This window comes from Blautia hansenii DSM 20583, from assembly GCF_002222595.2.
GTDB lineage: Bacteria > Bacillota > Clostridia > Lachnospirales > Lachnospiraceae > Blautia > Blautia hansenii.
Window position 1 is genome coordinate 2,790,001 of sequence record NZ_CP022413.2, and the last position, 15,459, is coordinate 2,805,459.

A 15,459-nucleotide genomic window follows, 5' to 3' on the forward strand; every position below is an offset into this window, starting at 1 on the left:
TCGCCATCCTGCAAGACAGCCGCCACAGAACCTTTTTCCGTAATTTCCGCCTGCAAAATAGGAAACTTTGTCTCCATATCAGATATTGGCTTATTTTTATCCAGGACAAACATTTTTGTACCTTTTTTATCATAAATAACCGCTTTTTCTCCTCTTACATCCGCAGAAGGATTGCTCATCTCAAAAGTATAATTCCAGAGAATTTCGTGAGACTGAGACAAAAGATAAGCTCCATCATCCCCATATTTCAAAAGTCTGTCCCCCAACGGAATATAGCCTGATGATTGTGTATCTTCATTGCCGGAGGATGCAAGCGTGCGATAATTATGATATACATGATATTTGATGCCTAAAATAACCATCAATATAAAAATCAGTATTCCCAAGGGAATAAACCACTTCCGGTTCCATTTATTTTTATATAGCTGTATTACTTTATTATTTTCAGAAGTATGTTTTTTTACATTCATAAATTTCTTCCTTAATCGTATTTTTCATAAGTATAGCACAAATTGTTATGGTAGTAAAATTGTTTGTCCCGGATAAATCAAATCGTTTTCCTGTATTTGGTTTAATTCACAGATTTCTTTCACCCGCTTTGCATTTCCGTAATTTTTTATACTGATTTTTGTAAGAGTATCTCCCTGCTGAATGATATATGAATTTTGAGCAGATACATTTGCGGGTTGAGAATTTTGAACTTCTTCTTTGGGAATCTCTTCCTTCACTTCTTCTGTTTCCTCAGACTTTGTGTTTTCATCCGGTGTACCGTTTACCGGTGTTACTTTTACCGGTTCTTCTTCCTTCTCTTTTATGCTGGCAACAGCGGTTTTGCTGCTTTTTTCTTTTTTATAGTCATTCGCATAAAGAACTCCTACTGCCAGTGCAGCTGCCATCGCACAAACACCCACTGTCTTAAATACCGGAAATTTATATTTTTCTTCTGTCTCGCTTTTCATCTCCACTTTTTTGCGGAAGGTATGTACCGCAGAGTCGTCTACTTCTTCTGTCTTTTTCTCCTGTTTGGCATTTTGAGAAATCAAAAAACTTCTCATAGGCTCATTTTTTTCATAATATACATAAAAACCGGTCTGCCTTGACATCTTTCCGTCTTCATAGCGATAAAAAGCTTCCTCCTTTTCCAACGGCTCTCTCACCAGCAGAATTTTATCGTTCCCGCCAAAATGGTTTAAGTGCGTCTGGCAAATAATCTCATGAAGCTCCATAGAACACCCCGGTATAGATAAAAACCAGCCCACTACCTCCTGCTCCGGAAAATATTCTTTATTCTTCTCATATACATGGTTCCAAATTTCCTGCGTAAACGCCAAATGTTCTTCGCTGACTTCCATTTCTTCCAAAGCTACTGCACTTTTTATAAAAAGATAGGAGTTTCCATCCTTCCAATTCGACTGCCCCATTAAAATTGCAGCCATTCCCTTGTGAGAATTTTCAGTAGCTATTCTACAAAGATAAGTATACGCATAGTCTTCTATATAGATTTTTTGTGTTCCTGTAATTTCCCCTATCTGGCGTATGTTATTTGGAATACGAAAATATCCTTCGTTTCCCTCAGGCTTTTGTTTTTCCTTTTCATAAACAATCTCTATCATAATCAGTCACCCCTTTTTGAATGAAAGGATAACATATTCCGGTTGCGAAATTTAGCGCATTTGGTGGGCTATTCTGCTTTTTTTTACGACATTTTTTTCAGGATAAAATTCCAAAGAAACGGACAGAATAACAGCAATAGGACAAAGAAAGGATTTAAGATTATGCCAAATGAAACACAGCCTGTTTACTATATCGAAAATAAAAATTCCGGCGCAGATACAAAACTGGGCACTGTGCTTTATGATTTATTTACCTCATGCAGGAAAAATTTTGACGAATTAGTTATTTTATGTATCGGAAGCGACCGCATTACAGGAGACAGCCTTGGTCCGTTGGTGGGACACAGTCTGTCTAAAATGCCTTTAAAGTCCACTTACATCTATGGAACTCTTGCGCAGCCTGTTCACGCCTTAAACTTAAATAAGACCATAAGCATGCTGAAAAACCGGCATCCTCACAGTCTTATGATTGCTATTGACGCTTCTTTAGGAACAAAAAGCCACGTGGGCTTTCTCACTGTTTCCAAAGGAGCTCTGGAACCGGGATTAGGTGTACACAAGAGCTTACCGCCTGTGGGCGATATCTCCATCACCGGAATTGTAAATATCGCCGGAGCATTTGACCACTTTCTTCTGCAAAGCACCCGCCTTGCCACTGTGGTACAAATGGCCGACTCCATTGTCTCCGGCATTTTACTGGCTCACCGTCAATACTTTGGTCCTCGTCTGTTTCCCGCCGGTCCCTTTTTCCAGTTGCCTTCCGAACGCACTCGAAGCTTTACAAAATTCACACCGCTGTCTGCTGCTGCCGCTTCTTCCTTACCAAAAGGCAGAACATAGTCCTCATATTCATAGTCCGGACCAAATACTTTTTTCACAATCCCCTTAATTAAGGCATACGCGCCTCTCGGGAACCAGACTTTATAATAATAACGCCCAATCTCACAGGTTCCGCAATATTTATCCGTAAGAGTAATAATCCAGGTTTCCCAGTGCATGGGAGGAATTGGTGTCACAGGAAACATGTGTTTTACAATCATTTCCTCCTCTAAAGGGTTTAAATGAAAATATTTCTTTGCATTATGAAGGGCTCTGTGAGGATGCGTCATAGCATGTACCGGGTCCCCGGTTTTCTTTCTGTGCCCTCTCCAGTCGTATAAAAATAAATCGTGAAGCATTCCGGCACGTGCCGCACTTCTTGCGTCTAAATGAAAAAACTTGCAAATCCGATAGTTATAATAAGCCACGTTCAAGCAGTGCTGATAGCAACTGGTCTCACAGTGATGAGGAAACTTCTTCATTTTCAGTACATAGGGATGATGCACCAAATCCTTAATATAACTGTAAAATTCCTCATTTCCGGGAGAAAGCGCCGTATGCTTCCCCCTTTTTCTTTTTTTACCCGCTCTCATTGTATCACTCCCCTTTTTATTTCACAAAATCCCCGGCATAAAAGCCGAGGATTTTTCATACGCAGAAATTTATACAAAAGCTTTTACTTTTTCATAAATGCCTGCTGCATCAATTCCATATTTTTCTAATAATTTAAGCGCCGGCCCGGACTCGCCGAACACATCGTTAATTCCGATACGAAGCATTTTTGTAGGCGCTTTCTCAGAGAGAACTTCTGCAACAGCACCGCCAAGACCTCCGATTACAGAGTGTTCCTCTATTGTTACAACTTTACCTGTCTCCATTGCAGCTTTTACTACTAATTCTTCATCTAACGGTTTAATTGTATGGATATTGATTACTTTTGCGTCAATACCGTCTGCCGCCAGTTTTTCTGCTGCCTGCAACGCTTCGTTTACGCATAAGCCGGTTGCAAAGATTGTAACATCTTTGCCTTCTCTTAATACAATTCCTTTACCGATTTCAAATTTGTAGTCTTCTCTATCATTAATTACCGGAACTGCAAGTCTTCCGAAACGCAGATATACCGGTCCTTCATGATGATAAGCAGCCTCCACTGCCGCTCTTGCCTCTACATCATCAGATGGATTTAAGATAACCATGCCGGGAATAGTTCTCATAAGAGCGATATCTTCGTTACACTGGTGTGTTGCGCCGTCTTCGCCTACGGAAATACCTGCATGTGTTGCACCGATTTTTACATTTAAATGTGGATATCCCACAGAGTTACGAACCTGCTCATAAGCACGTCCTGCCGCAAACATAGCAAAGGAGCTTGCAAAAGGAACCTTTCCTGTTGCTGCAAGTCCTGCTGCAACACCTACCATATTACCTTCTGCAATACCACAGTCAATATGGCGTTCCGGGAAAGCCTTCTGGAATGTAGCTGTCTTTGTAGCACCTGCCAGGTCAGCATCCAAAACTACCAGATTTTCATATTTTTTTCCTAACTCTACCAACGCATTTCCGTAACTGTCTCTGGTTGCAATTTTCTTTACTTCTGACATAATGCTTCACCTACCTTTTCCAAGTCAGCCATTGCAATGGCAAATTCTTCATCGTTTGGAGCTTTTCCGTGCCATCCGGCATTATTTTCCATAAAGGAAACGTCTTTTCCCTTCACTGTCTTCATAATAATCGCCGTAGGCATTCCTTTTACTGTCTTTGCTTCGTCAAAAGCAGCCTTTAACTGGTCAAAATCATTGCCATCCTCCACATTGATTACGTGGAAGTTAAAAGCTTCAAATTTTTTATCAATCGGATATGGAGAACATACGTCTTCAATATTTCCGTCAATCTGTAACCCGTTATTATCTACAATTACAGTAAGGTTATCAAGCTTTCTATGTCCTGCAAGCATAGCTGCTTCCCAAACCTGTCCTTCCTGAATTTCACCGTCACCAAGCAGTGTATAAACACGGTAAGACTCTCCACTTAATTTAGCTGAAAGCGCCATTCCTACTGCCGCAGAAATACCCTGTCCCAAGGAGCCGCTGGACATATCAACTCCCGGAATGTGCTTCATATCCGGATGTCCCTGAAGATAAGAACCAATATGACGTAATGTCACCAAGTCCTCTACCGGAAAATATCCTCTGTGTGCTAAAGCAGAATATAATCCCGGTGCAGTATGACCTTTAGAAAGTACAAAACGGTCACGGTCTGCCTTTTTCGGATTTTTCGGGTCAATATTCATTTCTTCAAAGTACAAATAAGTGAATACTTCTGTTGCGGACAAAGAGCCTCCCGGATGTCCGGCTTTTGCAGAATGGACAGCTGTTATAATTCCTTTACGAATTTCGTTAGCCATCTTCTGAAGTTCTAACTTGTTCATTTCTTTCCTCCTGATATACAATAAAAATCCAAAATCTGATTTTCCATGTCATTATAGCAGATGATAACCGGTATGCCAACCTGCATTATTCACCAAATACCGCAATATAATCTTTTTTAAATTTTTCAATTCCGGCATCTGTCAGCGGATGATGCAGCATTTGCTCAATTACTTTGTATGGTACCGTAGCAATATCTGCCCCTGCAAGAGCGCAATCTGTTACGTGCATAGAGTGTCTTACGCTGGCTGCAATAATCTCTGTTTCAATGCCTGCAACAGCAAACATATCCGAAATTGTGCGGATAAGCTCTACTCCGCTTGTGGAAATATCATCCAATCTCCCTAAAAACGGAGAAACATAGGTTGCCCCTGCTCTGGCTGCCAAAAGCGCCTGATTTGCCGTAAAAATCAAAGTAACATTGGTTTTAATCCCTTCTGCTGTCAATACCTTGACTGCTTTTAGACCCTCTGCTGTCATAGGAATTTTCACAACCATATTGGGATGAATTGCGGCAATCTCCCGTCCTTCTTTAATCATGCCTTCTGCCGAAGTTGTAGTAGCCTTCACTTCGCCACTGATTGGTCCGTCGACAATAGACGCAATCTCTTTGATTACTTCCTCGAATTTTCTTCCTTCTTTGGCAATTAAAGACGGATTTGTAGTTACCCCGCAAATAACTCCCATGTCATTTGCTTTTTTAATATCTTCTACCTTTGCTGTGTCAATAAAAAATTTCATAATAAATACCTCCATATCACGCCCCACAGGCAACTTTATTTGATATTTACAGTTTACTCCCCTTAATGAGGTTATGCAAGCTGCGGTTTTATTATCAATAATTTTATTTACTAATAATCTGTATTTTTATTAACACTTTTATCCAAATTCTCATTATTGCTACACAACAAGCGCAATATTATTAGTAATAATTTTTGTGCTTTTATTTAATTATTTTTTTGCTTTTTCTCCCTTGCTCTGACATAAGAAGTTGTCTTTCTCACAATCAATTTGGGTTCATATTCAATGTGATAAATACTTACAGGTGTAATTTCCTGATACAAATGCGCATCTGTTGCAATCTTTTTCATGATAATGTCGCAGGCATCTCTTCCTTTTAAAGGAACAAAGTGTTCAATGGTAGTCAAAGCCATGGGCATCATACGAGAAAAGATAATATTGTCGCATCCGATTACGGATACATCTCCCGGAACCCGGTATTTCTCCTCATGCAGAGCATCTATGATACCAAAAGCAATCATGTCATTTAAACCGGCAATTGCTGTGATATCAGGCCGTTCCTTTAAAAGCTCTTTTGTCAAATTGTAGCCAATGCGGTATTCCGAGTCTACACTGGGCAGCACTTCATCCCAGTGATCATCCGCTGCCTTTATACTCACAAATTGAGACAAATTTTCCTTTTCGAATTCCTTAACAAATCCTTCTACTCTGCGAAAACGCTGTGCCTGTCTCTTTGTAAGGGGCGGCGCTATAAAAGCTACCTTTTGATGTCCAAGCTCCAGCAAATGCCTTGCCATGAGGCTTCCAATCTTTGTATTATCCTGATTGATAGCATCCACTTTTACTTTATCCCTGTTACTGATAATTACTAAAGGAATTTTTTCGGCAATTTCTTCCACCTGCTCCATGAATTGATTACTGGGATTGCAAGTATAAATAATCCCTGCCGGAGAAACACTGTGCATCATTTTCAAATACTGTTCCTCCAACTTCAGTTCCCTTTGCGTATTACAAACAAAGACGCCGTAACCATTTTCTTTTGCAACGGTTTCAATCCCTTGAAGCAGCATAACATAATAGGGATTAGTAAGAGTTGGACAAAATACCACCAGAAGTCTGCTGTCCTTCACATTCTTTCTCTGTCGTCTTTTCGGAATTGTATACCCAAGCTCGGCGGCAGCCCGCTCCACTTTTTCTATGGTTTCTTTTGAAAAAGATACATTGTATTTCTTATTCAGCACCATAGAAACTGTTGCCTGAGAAACTCCCGCTGCTTTCGCAATATCTGTTGACGTAACTTTTTTTCTCATAGCTCCACTCTGCCCTCTAAGGCTCTTAAAAGTGTCACTTCATCAATATATTCCAAATCCCCGCCCACAGGAACTCCGCTGGCAATCCGGCTGACTTTAATTCCCGTAGGCTTAATCAGTTTGCTGATATACATTGCCGTAGTTTCCCCTTCCAAACTGGAATTTGTAGCAATAATTACTTCTTCTATATCATTTTGCGATATTCTTTGCATTAACTCTTTTAATTTGATATCATCCGGTCCTATTCCCAACATAGGCGAAATAGCTCCGTGAAGTACATGATAAACACCGTCAAATTTCCCTGTTTTTTCGTATGCCGCCAAATCTCTGGTGTTTTCCACTACCATAATCACCTGATGATTGCGCTTGGGGTTTTTACAAATCGGACATATTTCCTGATCGGTGAGAGTATAACAGCATTTACAATACTGTACATTTGCTTTGGCATTGGTAATTGCGCCGGCAAGCTGCTCCACCTGCTCCTTAGGCATATTTAAAACGTGGAACGCCAGGCGCTGTGCAGATTTTGCACCAATGCCCGGCAACCTTGAAAATTCTTCTATCAATTTGTTAATGTGACTGCTGTAATATTCCATTAGAACGGGAAGCCTCCGCCCATGCCGCCAAGTCCGCCTGTTAATTTTGACATAACAGCTGCTGACTCTTCTTCCATTTTACGAAGCGCTTCATTTGTTGCGGCTACAATTAAATCCTCCAGCATTTCAATATCATCCGGATCTACTACTTCTTCTGCCAATTTTACTTTTAACACTTCTTTTTTGCCGGAAACAGTTACTTCTACTGCTCCGCCACCTGCTGCTGCCGTAAATTCCTTTTCTTCTAATGCTTTCTGATTTTCTTCCATCTGACGCTGCATTTTCTGCGCCTGCTTCATTAAATTGTTCATGTTTCCCGGCATCATACCACCCGGAAATCCTCCTCTTTTTGCCATAATAAATTCCTCCTATTCTTCCATATCTTCTACTGTAATTTCCATGTTAATATTTTTATGAATTAAATCATCTACGGAAATCTCCGCCAGTCCGCTTTTTCCGTGACCGGTTTCACTGTTTTTCAATATCATTTTTATTTCTACTTCTTTTCCGATTTTCTTTCGAACTGCATTTTTCAGCATTTCCAGATTGTCGGGATTGTCGATACAGGTCTGAGCCAGAAAATTCTGAAATTCCACATAGAGGATTGGCTCTCCTGTATTTCCGTCATACTTGGGTATGGAGTCCAAAAGCATCTGCTGCAAAAGCCCCTTGGTATCACGAATAATCGCATTCCAGTTCTTTTTTACATACTGCAAATCCTCCGGCGCTGCTTTTTCCGGCTTTACCGTCTCTTCTTTTAGAATTTGTTCCTCTGGATTTTCTGCCCTTGTCCGAACATAATTTTCAGTAGGCAAACTTTGTACTGTCACACCGTTTTTCAGCTTTTCTTCCAGAACCCGAACCCTGTCGTAAAGAGAGTCCAAATTCATCTCCATAACCGGCTGGCAAAGCTTAATCAACGCAATTTCTACCAATACCCTCTTTTGCGAAGCATATTTTATCTGGTTGGAAAGCTCCGAAAAAATGCGAATATAACGCATAAGCGTTTCCGCATCTACCATACTGCTCTCTTCTTTCATTCTCTCTAAATTTTCTGCTGATGCGTCTACTGCCTCCTCAGGATGCTCGGAGGTAGAAATTAAAAGCAAATTACGCAGATACCAGATAAAATCTGTGACAAACTGTCCCAGTTCTCTTCCCTGAATAATGATTTCATCTAAGGTTTTTATTGTGCCTGCCGTATCCTGCTGCAAAATCTGACGAAGCATGCGGCTGAACACCTGTGTATCCACTGCCCCTAAATTCTCTAAAACCTTCTCATAAGTGAGTTTTTCTCCTAAATAAAAAGCAATGCACTGGTCTAAAAGAGAAAGGGCATCTCGCATAGAACCGTCCGCTGCCTTGGCAATATAACGAATTGCCTTTTCCTCAACATCATTTCCCTCTTTATCCATGAGCTCCTGCAAGCGGGCTGCAATGGTGTCTGCCGTAATTCGTCTGAAATCGTAGCGCTGACAACGGGATAAAATGGTAATCGGAATTTTATGCGCTTCTGTCGTTGCCAAAATAAAAATAACATAGGACGGCGGTTCCTCCAAGGTTTTTAAAAGTGCATTAAAAGCTCCTGTTGAAAGCATGTGCACCTCGTCAATAATATAAACCTTATATTTACCTGTTGTTGGGCGGTATGCTACTTCCTCACGAATTTCACGAATATTATCCACACCGTTATTGGATGCGGCATCAATCTCGATGACATTCATAGAAGTACCCTCATTAATTGCCCGACAGGTTTTACAAGTATTACAGGGGCTTCCGTCAACCGGATGCTCGCAGTTTACTGCTCTTGCCAGAATTTTGGCAATGGTAGTCTTACCTGTACCTCTCGTACCGCAGAAAAGATACGCATGCCCAATCCTATCAGCTTTTATCTGATTTTTCAATGTGGTTACAATATGCTCCTGCCCCTTTACATCTTCAAATTCCTGAGGACGGAACTTACGATAAAGAGCTGTATAGCCCATGTGAATTCTCCTTTTTCTTTTAATCTGCCTTCTGTGTAATGGAGAAGGCTTTTTCTATTATATAATATTTTATATTACCTCACAACTTATATTTGACATTTTCTCCAAAAGCCGTTATACTGTTAACATCGTGCAGCCGGGGAGATAGCGGTGCCCTGTACCTGCAATCCGCTAAAGCAGGGGTGTTGCCAAACGGAGGGGCTTCTTTTTGTGAAGCTGCCCTTTATAAGTGGCGTTGACGTTTGGGTCTTACGCAACAGAAATCTGTGAACCGTGTCAGGACAGGAATGTAGCAGCACTAAGCAGAACCTTCTGTGTGCCGTGAGGGTGCCTGGGCCGAGTTAACTGTAAAGGTAACGTTCATGAAAAAGTTTCGATGGGCGGCGCACGATAAAAATAATCTTTTTACTTTTCTTTTTATATCCGCCGAATATCCGGCATCCTTTTCGCATAGACATAGAAAAAAACAACGGTGACCTTCTCATGAATGATTTGCTGGTAGAAATTCTGAACACTTACGGCTATCTTGGCATTGCCTTTCTCATTATGATTGAAAATATCTTTCCCCCTATCCCTTCTGAAGTTATTCTTACCTTCAGCGGCTTTATGACCACCTTTACCCAAATGAATTTGCCCGGGGTCGTTGTCTCCGCTACCGTAGGTAGCCTTGCAGGAGCTATCTTCCTTTATGAATTGGGCAGCGTCCTTTCCATGGAAAAAATTCAGTCTCTGGTAAACGGTCCTGTTGGAAAAGCCCTTCATCTGGACATTCACGACATCGAAAAGGCCATAAGCTGGTTTGACAGCAAAGGAAACTATACCGTATTTCTGTGCCGCTTTATCCCCATTGTAAGAAGCCTTATCTCTATTCCTGCGGGAATTGCACAAATGCGCTTAGGACCTTTTTTTCTTATGACGACCTTAGGCAGCCTGCTTTGGAATTTTATTCTGATTTTTCTGGGTGCTGCCGCAGGTTCCTCCTGGCAAAAAGCAGTACAGTATTTCCACAACTATTCTCAGGCTGCCAAAATTGTCCTTGTTTTATTCTCCCTTGTGGGACTTCTCCTTTTCCTGCGCCGTCAGTTTAAAAAGAAGACTTCAGTTTAACAAGCTGCTCAATATAAGCAGGAGTTGTTCCGCAGCAGCCTCCCACAAGATTTGCTCCGGCATCTATGAGACGTTTGATATGACGTGCAAATTCTTCTGCTCCCATAGAATACACAGGATTTCCCATGGCATCAATCACAGGATTTCCGGCATTTGGCTTTACGATTAGAGGAATATGTATTCTTTTTCTGATATTTTCTACCACGCTCAGAAGCTGGTCCGGACCGGTGGAGCAGTTAATTCCCACTGCATCTGCTCCCATTTCTTCTAAAAGCTCTGCTGAGTCATAGATATTTCCGCCAAAAAACAGACTTCCGTCTGACTCTACCGTTAAAGTACACAACACCGGTAAGCTGCACAATTCTCGGGCAGCATCTAAAACTGCCATAGGCTCTGTTACTCCCAGCATTGTTTCTGCCACAAGTAAATCAACTCCCGCCTCCAGCTGTGCCTCAATCTGCTCTTTATAGGCATCCAGTAAAGTCTCGTATTCTGCATCCTGTTTTCCGGTAGTTGTCAAATCTCCCGCTACCATGCAGTTTTCTCCCACTGCGCTGCGTGAAATCTCTACAAGCTGCTTATTCAGGCTATGCACCTGATTTTCCAATCCATGATTGGCAAGGCTGATTTTATTGGCTGAAAAAGTAGGCGCATAAACAATCTGACTTCCCGCCTGCTGATATGCGCTTTGAAGGTTCATAAGAGGCTGCGGATTTTCACAAATCCACTTCTCTGTACAAATTCCTTTGGGCATTCCCGCTTTCATTAGGTTTGAACCTGTTGCCCCATCTAAAATAACAATTTCTCTACCGATTAATTCTCTGAATTCTTCTCTTGTCATACTGCTCCCTCTCTTTCCTGCTGCTTTTTCTTTGCTTTTTCTTCCCGAAGCTCTTTAAAAAATCCACTGAGCATGCTACTGCATTCTTCCTCCAGAACTCCTCTTGTCACTTCTGCTTTATGATTAAATCCGTCCATTTCCAAAAGGTTTAAAACAGAACCTGCACAGCCTGCTTTCGGGTTCATGCTCCCAATCACTACTCTGTCCACTCTTGCCTGTATAATCGCTCCGGCGCACATTTGACAAGGCTCTAAGGTCACATATAAGGTGCAGCCCTCCAATCTCCAGTCTCCCAGCTTTTTGCTGGCTTTTCTGATGGCATTTATTTCTGCATGAGACACTGTATTTTTATCTGTATTGCGTCGATTATAGCCCCTTGCAATGATTTTCCCCTCATATACAATCACACAGCCGATAGGTACTTCTCTGAGAGCATACGCTTTCATTGCCTGTTTTTTGGCTTCCCGCATAAATCTTTCATCTTCTGTCATCTCTATCTCCTTTTGTTTCTACTGGCGGAATTTTGTATGAAATAAAACAAAAAGAGGCTGTCGCATGAAACAAAAATCATACTCGACAGCCCCTCTCCTGAAACGGAGATAGTGGGATTCGAACCCACGTGCCCTTTCGGACAACCGCATTTCGAGTGCGGCTCGTTACAGCCACTTCGATATATCTCCAATGTCTTATATTATATAACCTTCTCTTCTATACGGTCAAGTAAATTTAACACTTTAAAACGAAAACAGCCTGCCCAACAATTTTTTCTGTTGGACAAGCCTTCCTTTATTTTGTATGAACCACGCGATACCAATATCCACGAAGCTTCCCGTCCGGCTGTCTTTCCCCTGTTTCCTTGAAATAGGGAAATCCCAACATACCCGCCATTAAAGCTTCTTGCCTTTCATAAACACCCGGCACGCCCAAAATATACCTGTTATCTTCCTGTCTTATTCCCAATAGCAAATGTCCATACTGAGAAAATCCATGACGCAAAAACTGATTATTTAAAAGACCCCTGTCCTCATTTGCTAAAAGCTGATAATCCATAGGAGTAATTCTCTTACATTCCAGTACACTGCCGTCTGAAAATGGCATAAATTCTTCTGTTTCTGTTATTTCTGCCTCAAGAACAGATTGCTTTTCCTTCGGTTTTATATCCACTTCCTCTTCGGATATAATTTCCTGCTGCGTACTGATTTCTTCTGCCGGCTGTTCCTGTTCTGTCTCGATATTTTCTTCCTGTATAATAGGAATTATTTCAGGTTCTCCTATTTCTGACTGCATATCTGTTTTTTCTTCTTCGCTTTCCTTAATTGGCATATCTGTATCTGCTTCTTTTGGAAAGCGAATAGCATCCGGTTGAATAGGCTCTTCATCCCAACCACTGCCATAAGTTTCACCTGACCGACACAAAATCACCAGCCCCTTAATATCTCCTAAGCCATAGGAGCTGTCCCCTATATTAATCTGCGGTATTTCTAAGGTAAACTGCACGCTGCTTCCCGCCAAATCACACTCTCCCAGCAGGATTGCAATACATTCTCCTCTTTCCCTCACATATCCGTAAACACGGGCAGGCACATATTCCTGACTGCATATTCCTGTAAGCTTAAAATCCATTCTGCAAAGTCCGTCCTTTGCCTCTACACGGATAAAGCCTTTTCCGTTTCCCTTCTTTCCGTATGTATACTCATATACATATGCAATAAACCTGCGGTATCCTGACATAATACACTGACTCTCTTCTTTATTATTCATCTTTAAAATATATGTTTGCAGATTTTGTTTAGAACTTATAAATATTTCCATTGACAATTCCCTATATTATGTGTATAATATTTTTCGTTGGTAACAACTGAATAACGAAGCGTGGCTCAGTTTGGTAGAGCGCTGCGTTCGGGACGCAGAGGTCGCGTGTTCGAATCACGTCGCTTCGATTAACATGACAATGCTGAAATGTCTTATTCTATAAGAATTTCAGCATTTTTCTTTTTTCAAATTTCCCCTTCTTACCAAAATATCTTCCCCATTTCCCGCATTAAATTTGTTCAGGAATGAATATTATACATTTGCCTATCTACTTAATAGATGTTATAATTTGGTGTAATTTCATAATTATTCAAGTTTTGTCTGGATTTCATTTGCAATGCGCTATATAATAAAAGAGTTATAAATATTTGCATTATGGCACATAGGAGAAAATAGCGTATGGAACAAGTAAGTTTTTTTAATAGAGATAATGTACTAGAACAAATTACTTTTTACAGCCTTTGTAGCACAGAAGATCGCAAAAAAATTCTAGGTGAACTGCCTATGACTTTTAGCGATTTCAGACGTTTTTCTTTAATTTCAGATTATCTTCAATTACACGCATTTCATGAAATGCTCTGGGATTTATATTCTGATATTTATCTTGGTGATATTTTTGACTTAATGGAAAAATGTAATACAAACCACGAAGATATTCCAGATATGCTGTCTGAAGCAAAGCAATGGCTTGCAGATTTTCGTGCACAAGCCCCTAATGAAACAGTAGCTTTTCTATTAGAAAAAGTTTTTTCCAGAAAACTTGAAGCAAAGACTCTTTTTTAACAGAAAGGACTTCGTATATGAAACAACTTCCTGAAAAATTTTTATCCCGCATGGAAGCTATGCTGGGTGAGGAATTTCCTGCATTTCTACAAAGCTATGATTTTCCCAGAAAGTTCGGTTTACGGGTAAATACTAATAAAATTTCGGTTGAAGAATTTTTAAAAATATCCCCTTTTCATTTAGAACCAATTCCATGGATTGATAATGGCTTTTTCTATGATGAAAATGACAGACCGTCCCGACACCCTTACTACTTCGCCGGGCTTTACTATCTGCAGGAACCAAGTGCCATGACACCTGCAAATCGATTTTCTGTAAATCCGGGAGAATACGTACTGGATTTATGTGCTGCCCCTGGAGGAAAAGCAACAGAATTAGGTGCAAAGCTTCAAGGAAACGGATTTCTGGTAGCCAATGACATCAGCAATTCCCGAGCAAAAGCTCTTTTGCGAAATCTGGAGCTATTTGGCATAAAAAATTCTATGGTAACAAATGAAACACCCGCAAAGCTGGCAAAATATTTCCCGGAATTTTTTGATAAAATTCTTGTAGATGCGCCATGCTCCGGCGAAGGAATGTTTCGCAAAGATCCTGATGTTGCAAAAACATGGGACGAAACCCGCCCAGAATTTTTCGGTAAACTGCAAAGGGAAATTGCTACACAGGCAATTTCCATGTTAAAACCAGGAGGCGAACTGCTTTACTCTACATGTACGTTTTCACCCATCGAAAACGAGGGACTGATTTCTTTCATTTTGGAAAATTTCCCTGAAATAGAGCTTTTAACTCTTGATGACTATGAAGGTTTTACAAAAGGCTGCCCTGACTGGGGAAATAAAGATACTCGTCTAAAGAAATGTATCCGTATTTTTCCTCATCACATGGAAGGAGAAGGACATTTTCTTGCTCTCATGAAAAAAAATGGATGTTCTGTTTCCAGTAGAATTACTCCAACAACAAAACCTGATAAAACATCTAAAAAGCTTTTAGATGAATTTTTCAAAAATATGTCACAACCTTTGGACTTTAACAGAATTGATATTCGAAATGAAAACGTTTATTATCTTCCAGAAGCAGATACTGCCTCTTTAAAGGGGATTAAATTCCTTCGCAACGGACTTTTCTTAGGTGAATTAAAGAAAAACAGATTTGAGCCTAGTCAGCCTTTCGCCATGTCTTTACAGATGGAAGATTTCCATAATATTGTAAACCTGTCTTCTTCTGACGAAAGAGCGATGCGCTATCTGAAAGGTGAAACTTTAATTTTAAGTGAGGCGGAAGCTCCTCAAAAAGGGTGGCATCTTGTTTGCACTGACGGTTTTCCTTTAGGCTGGGGAAAAATTGTAGGTACAACCCTAAAAAATAAATACCCTGCTGGATGGAGACTGCATTATTAATTTAACCTGTCTTTCCGGATTATATTACT

At 40.6% G+C, this 15,459-nt stretch carries 16 protein-coding genes, 2 tRNA genes, 1 other RNA gene and 1 pseudogene (1 of these 20 only partly in view); 6 read left to right on the forward strand and 14 right to left on the reverse strand.

Annotated features, from left to right (window positions below; all coding sequences use genetic code 11):
* On the reverse strand, window positions 1–470 hold the 5' end (the start) of the coding sequence (locus tag CGC63_RS14060) for a DUF5711 family protein (RefSeq protein WP_003022370.1). The gene continues 691 nt to the left of window position 1, outside the view; 470 of the gene's 1,161 nt are visible here — the first part of the coding sequence; it begins with the start codon at window positions 468–470; its stop codon lies off the left edge, out of view.
* A 45-nt stretch (window positions 471–515) separates the two neighbouring features.
* Window positions 516–1,613, reverse strand: a complete 1,098-nt coding sequence (locus tag CGC63_RS14065) for a LysM peptidoglycan-binding domain-containing protein (RefSeq protein ID WP_003022367.1) — start codon at window positions 1,611–1,613, stop codon at window positions 516–518.
* 162 nt (window positions 1,614–1,775) lie between these two features.
* Here CGC63_RS14065 and yyaC point away from each other — a divergent pair.
* Window positions 1,776–2,294: pseudogene (gene yyaC, locus CGC63_RS15750) on the forward strand (spore protease YyaC); the annotation flags it as partial.
* 26 nt (window positions 2,295–2,320) lie between these two features.
* Here yyaC and CGC63_RS16030 read toward each other — a convergent pair.
* The 8 genes from CGC63_RS16030 to dnaX all read right to left on the reverse strand — a co-directional run bounded on the left by CGC63_RS16030 (window position 2,321) and on the right by dnaX (window position 9,490).
* Complete coding sequence (locus CGC63_RS16030; RefSeq protein WP_003022366.1) at window positions 2,321–3,025, reverse strand: HD domain-containing protein; 705 nt, start codon at window positions 3,023–3,025, stop codon at window positions 2,321–2,323.
* A gap of 69 nt (window positions 3,026–3,094) precedes the next feature.
* The gene (locus CGC63_RS14080) at window positions 3,095–4,033 is read right to left on the reverse strand and encodes a transketolase family protein (protein ID WP_003022364.1); all 939 of its coding nucleotides are present in this window, start codon (window positions 4,031–4,033) and stop codon (window positions 3,095–3,097) included.
* Complete coding sequence (locus tag CGC63_RS14085) at window positions 4,021–4,860, reverse strand: transketolase (protein WP_003022362.1); 840 nt, start codon at window positions 4,858–4,860, stop codon at window positions 4,021–4,023. The genes CGC63_RS14080 and CGC63_RS14085 overlap by 13 nt, the downstream gene beginning before the upstream one ends.
* An 85-nt stretch (window positions 4,861–4,945) precedes the next feature.
* Window positions 4,946–5,599: a fructose-6-phosphate aldolase gene (gene fsa / locus CGC63_RS14090; protein ID WP_009246863.1), complete on the reverse strand. Its 654-nt coding sequence runs from the start codon at window positions 5,597–5,599 to the stop codon at window positions 4,946–4,948.
* Window positions 5,600–5,805: 206 nt separating this feature from the next.
* Complete coding sequence (locus CGC63_RS14095) at window positions 5,806–6,909, reverse strand: LacI family DNA-binding transcriptional regulator (protein WP_003022357.1); 1,104 nt, start codon at window positions 6,907–6,909, stop codon at window positions 5,806–5,808.
* Window positions 6,906–7,505: a recombination mediator RecR gene (recR, locus tag CGC63_RS14100; RefSeq protein WP_003022355.1), complete on the reverse strand. Its 600-nt coding sequence runs from the start codon at window positions 7,503–7,505 to the stop codon at window positions 6,906–6,908. Before recR ends, CGC63_RS14095 begins: the two co-directional genes overlap by 4 nt.
* A complete protein-coding gene (locus CGC63_RS14105) occupies window positions 7,505–7,861 on the reverse strand; it encodes a YbaB/EbfC family nucleoid-associated protein (RefSeq protein WP_003022353.1) in 357 nt (118 codons plus the stop codon). Before CGC63_RS14105 ends, recR begins: the two co-directional genes overlap by 1 nt.
* Window positions 7,862–7,873: 12 nt before the next feature.
* Entirely contained in the window at window positions 7,874–9,490 is a 1,617-nt protein-coding gene (dnaX, locus tag CGC63_RS14110; protein WP_003022351.1) for a DNA polymerase III subunit gamma/tau, read from the reverse strand.
* A gap of 128 nt (window positions 9,491–9,618) precedes the next feature.
* Between dnaX and ffs the strand changes: the two genes are divergently transcribed.
* Together ffs and CGC63_RS14120 are read left to right on the forward strand one after the other, a co-directional pair.
* Window positions 9,619–9,881: signal recognition particle sRNA large type (gene ffs / locus CGC63_RS14115), an RNA gene on the forward strand.
* A gap of 92 nt (window positions 9,882–9,973) precedes the next feature.
* Entirely contained in the window at window positions 9,974–10,597 is a 624-nt protein-coding gene (locus CGC63_RS14120) for a DedA family protein (protein WP_003022346.1), read from the forward strand.
* Here the strand turns inward: CGC63_RS14120 and CGC63_RS14125 are convergent.
* The 4 genes from CGC63_RS14125 to CGC63_RS14140 all read right to left on the reverse strand — a co-directional run bounded on the left by CGC63_RS14125 (window position 10,575) and on the right by CGC63_RS14140 (window position 13,199).
* Window positions 10,575–11,438, reverse strand: a complete 864-nt coding sequence (locus CGC63_RS14125; RefSeq protein ID WP_003022344.1) for a homocysteine S-methyltransferase family protein — start codon at window positions 11,436–11,438, stop codon at window positions 10,575–10,577. The genes CGC63_RS14120 and CGC63_RS14125 overlap by 23 nt on opposite strands.
* Window positions 11,435–11,929 (reverse strand): tRNA adenosine(34) deaminase TadA, encoded by a 495-nt coding sequence (gene tadA, locus CGC63_RS14130; protein WP_003022342.1) that lies wholly within the window; start codon window positions 11,927–11,929, stop codon window positions 11,435–11,437. Before tadA ends, CGC63_RS14125 begins: the two co-directional genes overlap by 4 nt.
* Window positions 11,930–12,032: 103 nt before the next feature.
* Window positions 12,033–12,118, reverse strand: a tRNA-Ser gene (locus CGC63_RS14135).
* Window positions 12,119–12,224: 106 nt separating this feature from the next.
* Window positions 12,225–13,199 carry a hypothetical protein gene (locus CGC63_RS14140; RefSeq protein WP_242970498.1) on the reverse strand — a complete coding sequence of 325 codons (975 nt, stop codon included), beginning with the start codon at window positions 13,197–13,199 and terminating at the stop codon, window positions 12,225–12,227.
* Between the two features lie 105 nt (window positions 13,200–13,304).
* Between CGC63_RS14140 and CGC63_RS14145 the strand changes: the two genes are divergently transcribed.
* From CGC63_RS14145 to CGC63_RS14155, 3 genes are all read left to right on the forward strand, one after another.
* A tRNA-Pro gene (locus tag CGC63_RS14145) sits at window positions 13,305–13,378 on the forward strand.
* Window positions 13,379–13,649: 271 nt separating this feature from the next.
* Complete coding sequence (locus CGC63_RS14150; RefSeq protein ID WP_003022338.1) at window positions 13,650–14,033, forward strand: hypothetical protein; 384 nt, start codon at window positions 13,650–13,652, stop codon at window positions 14,031–14,033.
* Window positions 14,034–14,050: 17 nt separating this feature from the next.
* A complete protein-coding gene (locus CGC63_RS14155) occupies window positions 14,051–15,430 on the forward strand; it encodes an RsmF rRNA methyltransferase first C-terminal domain-containing protein (protein ID WP_003022336.1) in 1,380 nt (459 codons plus the stop codon).
* The last annotated feature ends 29 nt before the right edge of the window (window positions 15,431–15,459 follow it).

What these genes read in the sequence shown, in the direction of transcription:
- CGC63_RS14065 (WP_003022367.1), bottom strand. Translation starts at nt 1,613, where the DNA reads ATGATAGAGATTGTTTATGAAAAGGAAAAACAAAAGCCTGAGGGAAAC.
- CGC63_RS16030 (WP_003022366.1), bottom strand. Translation starts at nt 3,025, where the DNA reads ATGAGAGCGGGTAAAAAAAGAAAAAGGGGGAAGCATACGGCGCTTTCT.
- CGC63_RS14080 (WP_003022364.1), bottom strand. Translation starts at nt 4,033, where the DNA reads ATGTCAGAAGTAAAGAAAATTGCAACCAGAGACAGTTACGGAAATGCG.
- CGC63_RS14085 (WP_003022362.1), bottom strand. Translation starts at nt 4,860, where the DNA reads ATGAACAAGTTAGAACTTCAGAAGATGGCTAACGAAATTCGTAAAGGA.
- fsa (WP_009246863.1), bottom strand. Translation starts at nt 5,599, where the DNA reads ATGAAATTTTTTATTGACACAGCAAAGGTAGAAGATATTAAAAAAGCA.
- CGC63_RS14095 (WP_003022357.1), bottom strand. Translation starts at nt 6,909, where the DNA reads ATGAGAAAAAAAGTTACGTCAACAGATATTGCGAAAGCAGCGGGAGTT.
- recR (WP_003022355.1), bottom strand. Translation starts at nt 7,505, where the DNA reads ATGGAATATTACAGCAGTCACATTAACAAATTGATAGAAGAATTTTCA.
- CGC63_RS14105 (WP_003022353.1), bottom strand. Translation starts at nt 7,861, where the DNA reads ATGGCAAAAAGAGGAGGATTTCCGGGTGGTATGATGCCGGGAAACATG.
- dnaX (WP_003022351.1), bottom strand. Translation starts at nt 9,490, where the DNA reads ATGGGCTATACAGCTCTTTATCGTAAGTTCCGTCCTCAGGAATTTGAA.
- CGC63_RS14120 (WP_003022346.1), top strand. Translation starts at nt 9,974, where the DNA reads ATGAATGATTTGCTGGTAGAAATTCTGAACACTTACGGCTATCTTGGC.
- CGC63_RS14125 (WP_003022344.1), bottom strand. Translation starts at nt 11,438, where the DNA reads ATGACAAGAGAAGAATTCAGAGAATTAATCGGTAGAGAAATTGTTATT.
- tadA (WP_003022342.1), bottom strand. Translation starts at nt 11,929, where the DNA reads ATGACAGAAGATGAAAGATTTATGCGGGAAGCCAAAAAACAGGCAATG.
- CGC63_RS14140 (WP_242970498.1), bottom strand. Translation starts at nt 13,199, where the DNA reads ATGAATAATAAAGAAGAGAGTCAGTGTATTATGTCAGGATACCGCAGG.
- CGC63_RS14150 (WP_003022338.1), top strand. Translation starts at nt 13,650, where the DNA reads ATGGAACAAGTAAGTTTTTTTAATAGAGATAATGTACTAGAACAAATT.
- CGC63_RS14155 (WP_003022336.1), top strand. Translation starts at nt 14,051, where the DNA reads ATGAAACAACTTCCTGAAAAATTTTTATCCCGCATGGAAGCTATGCTG.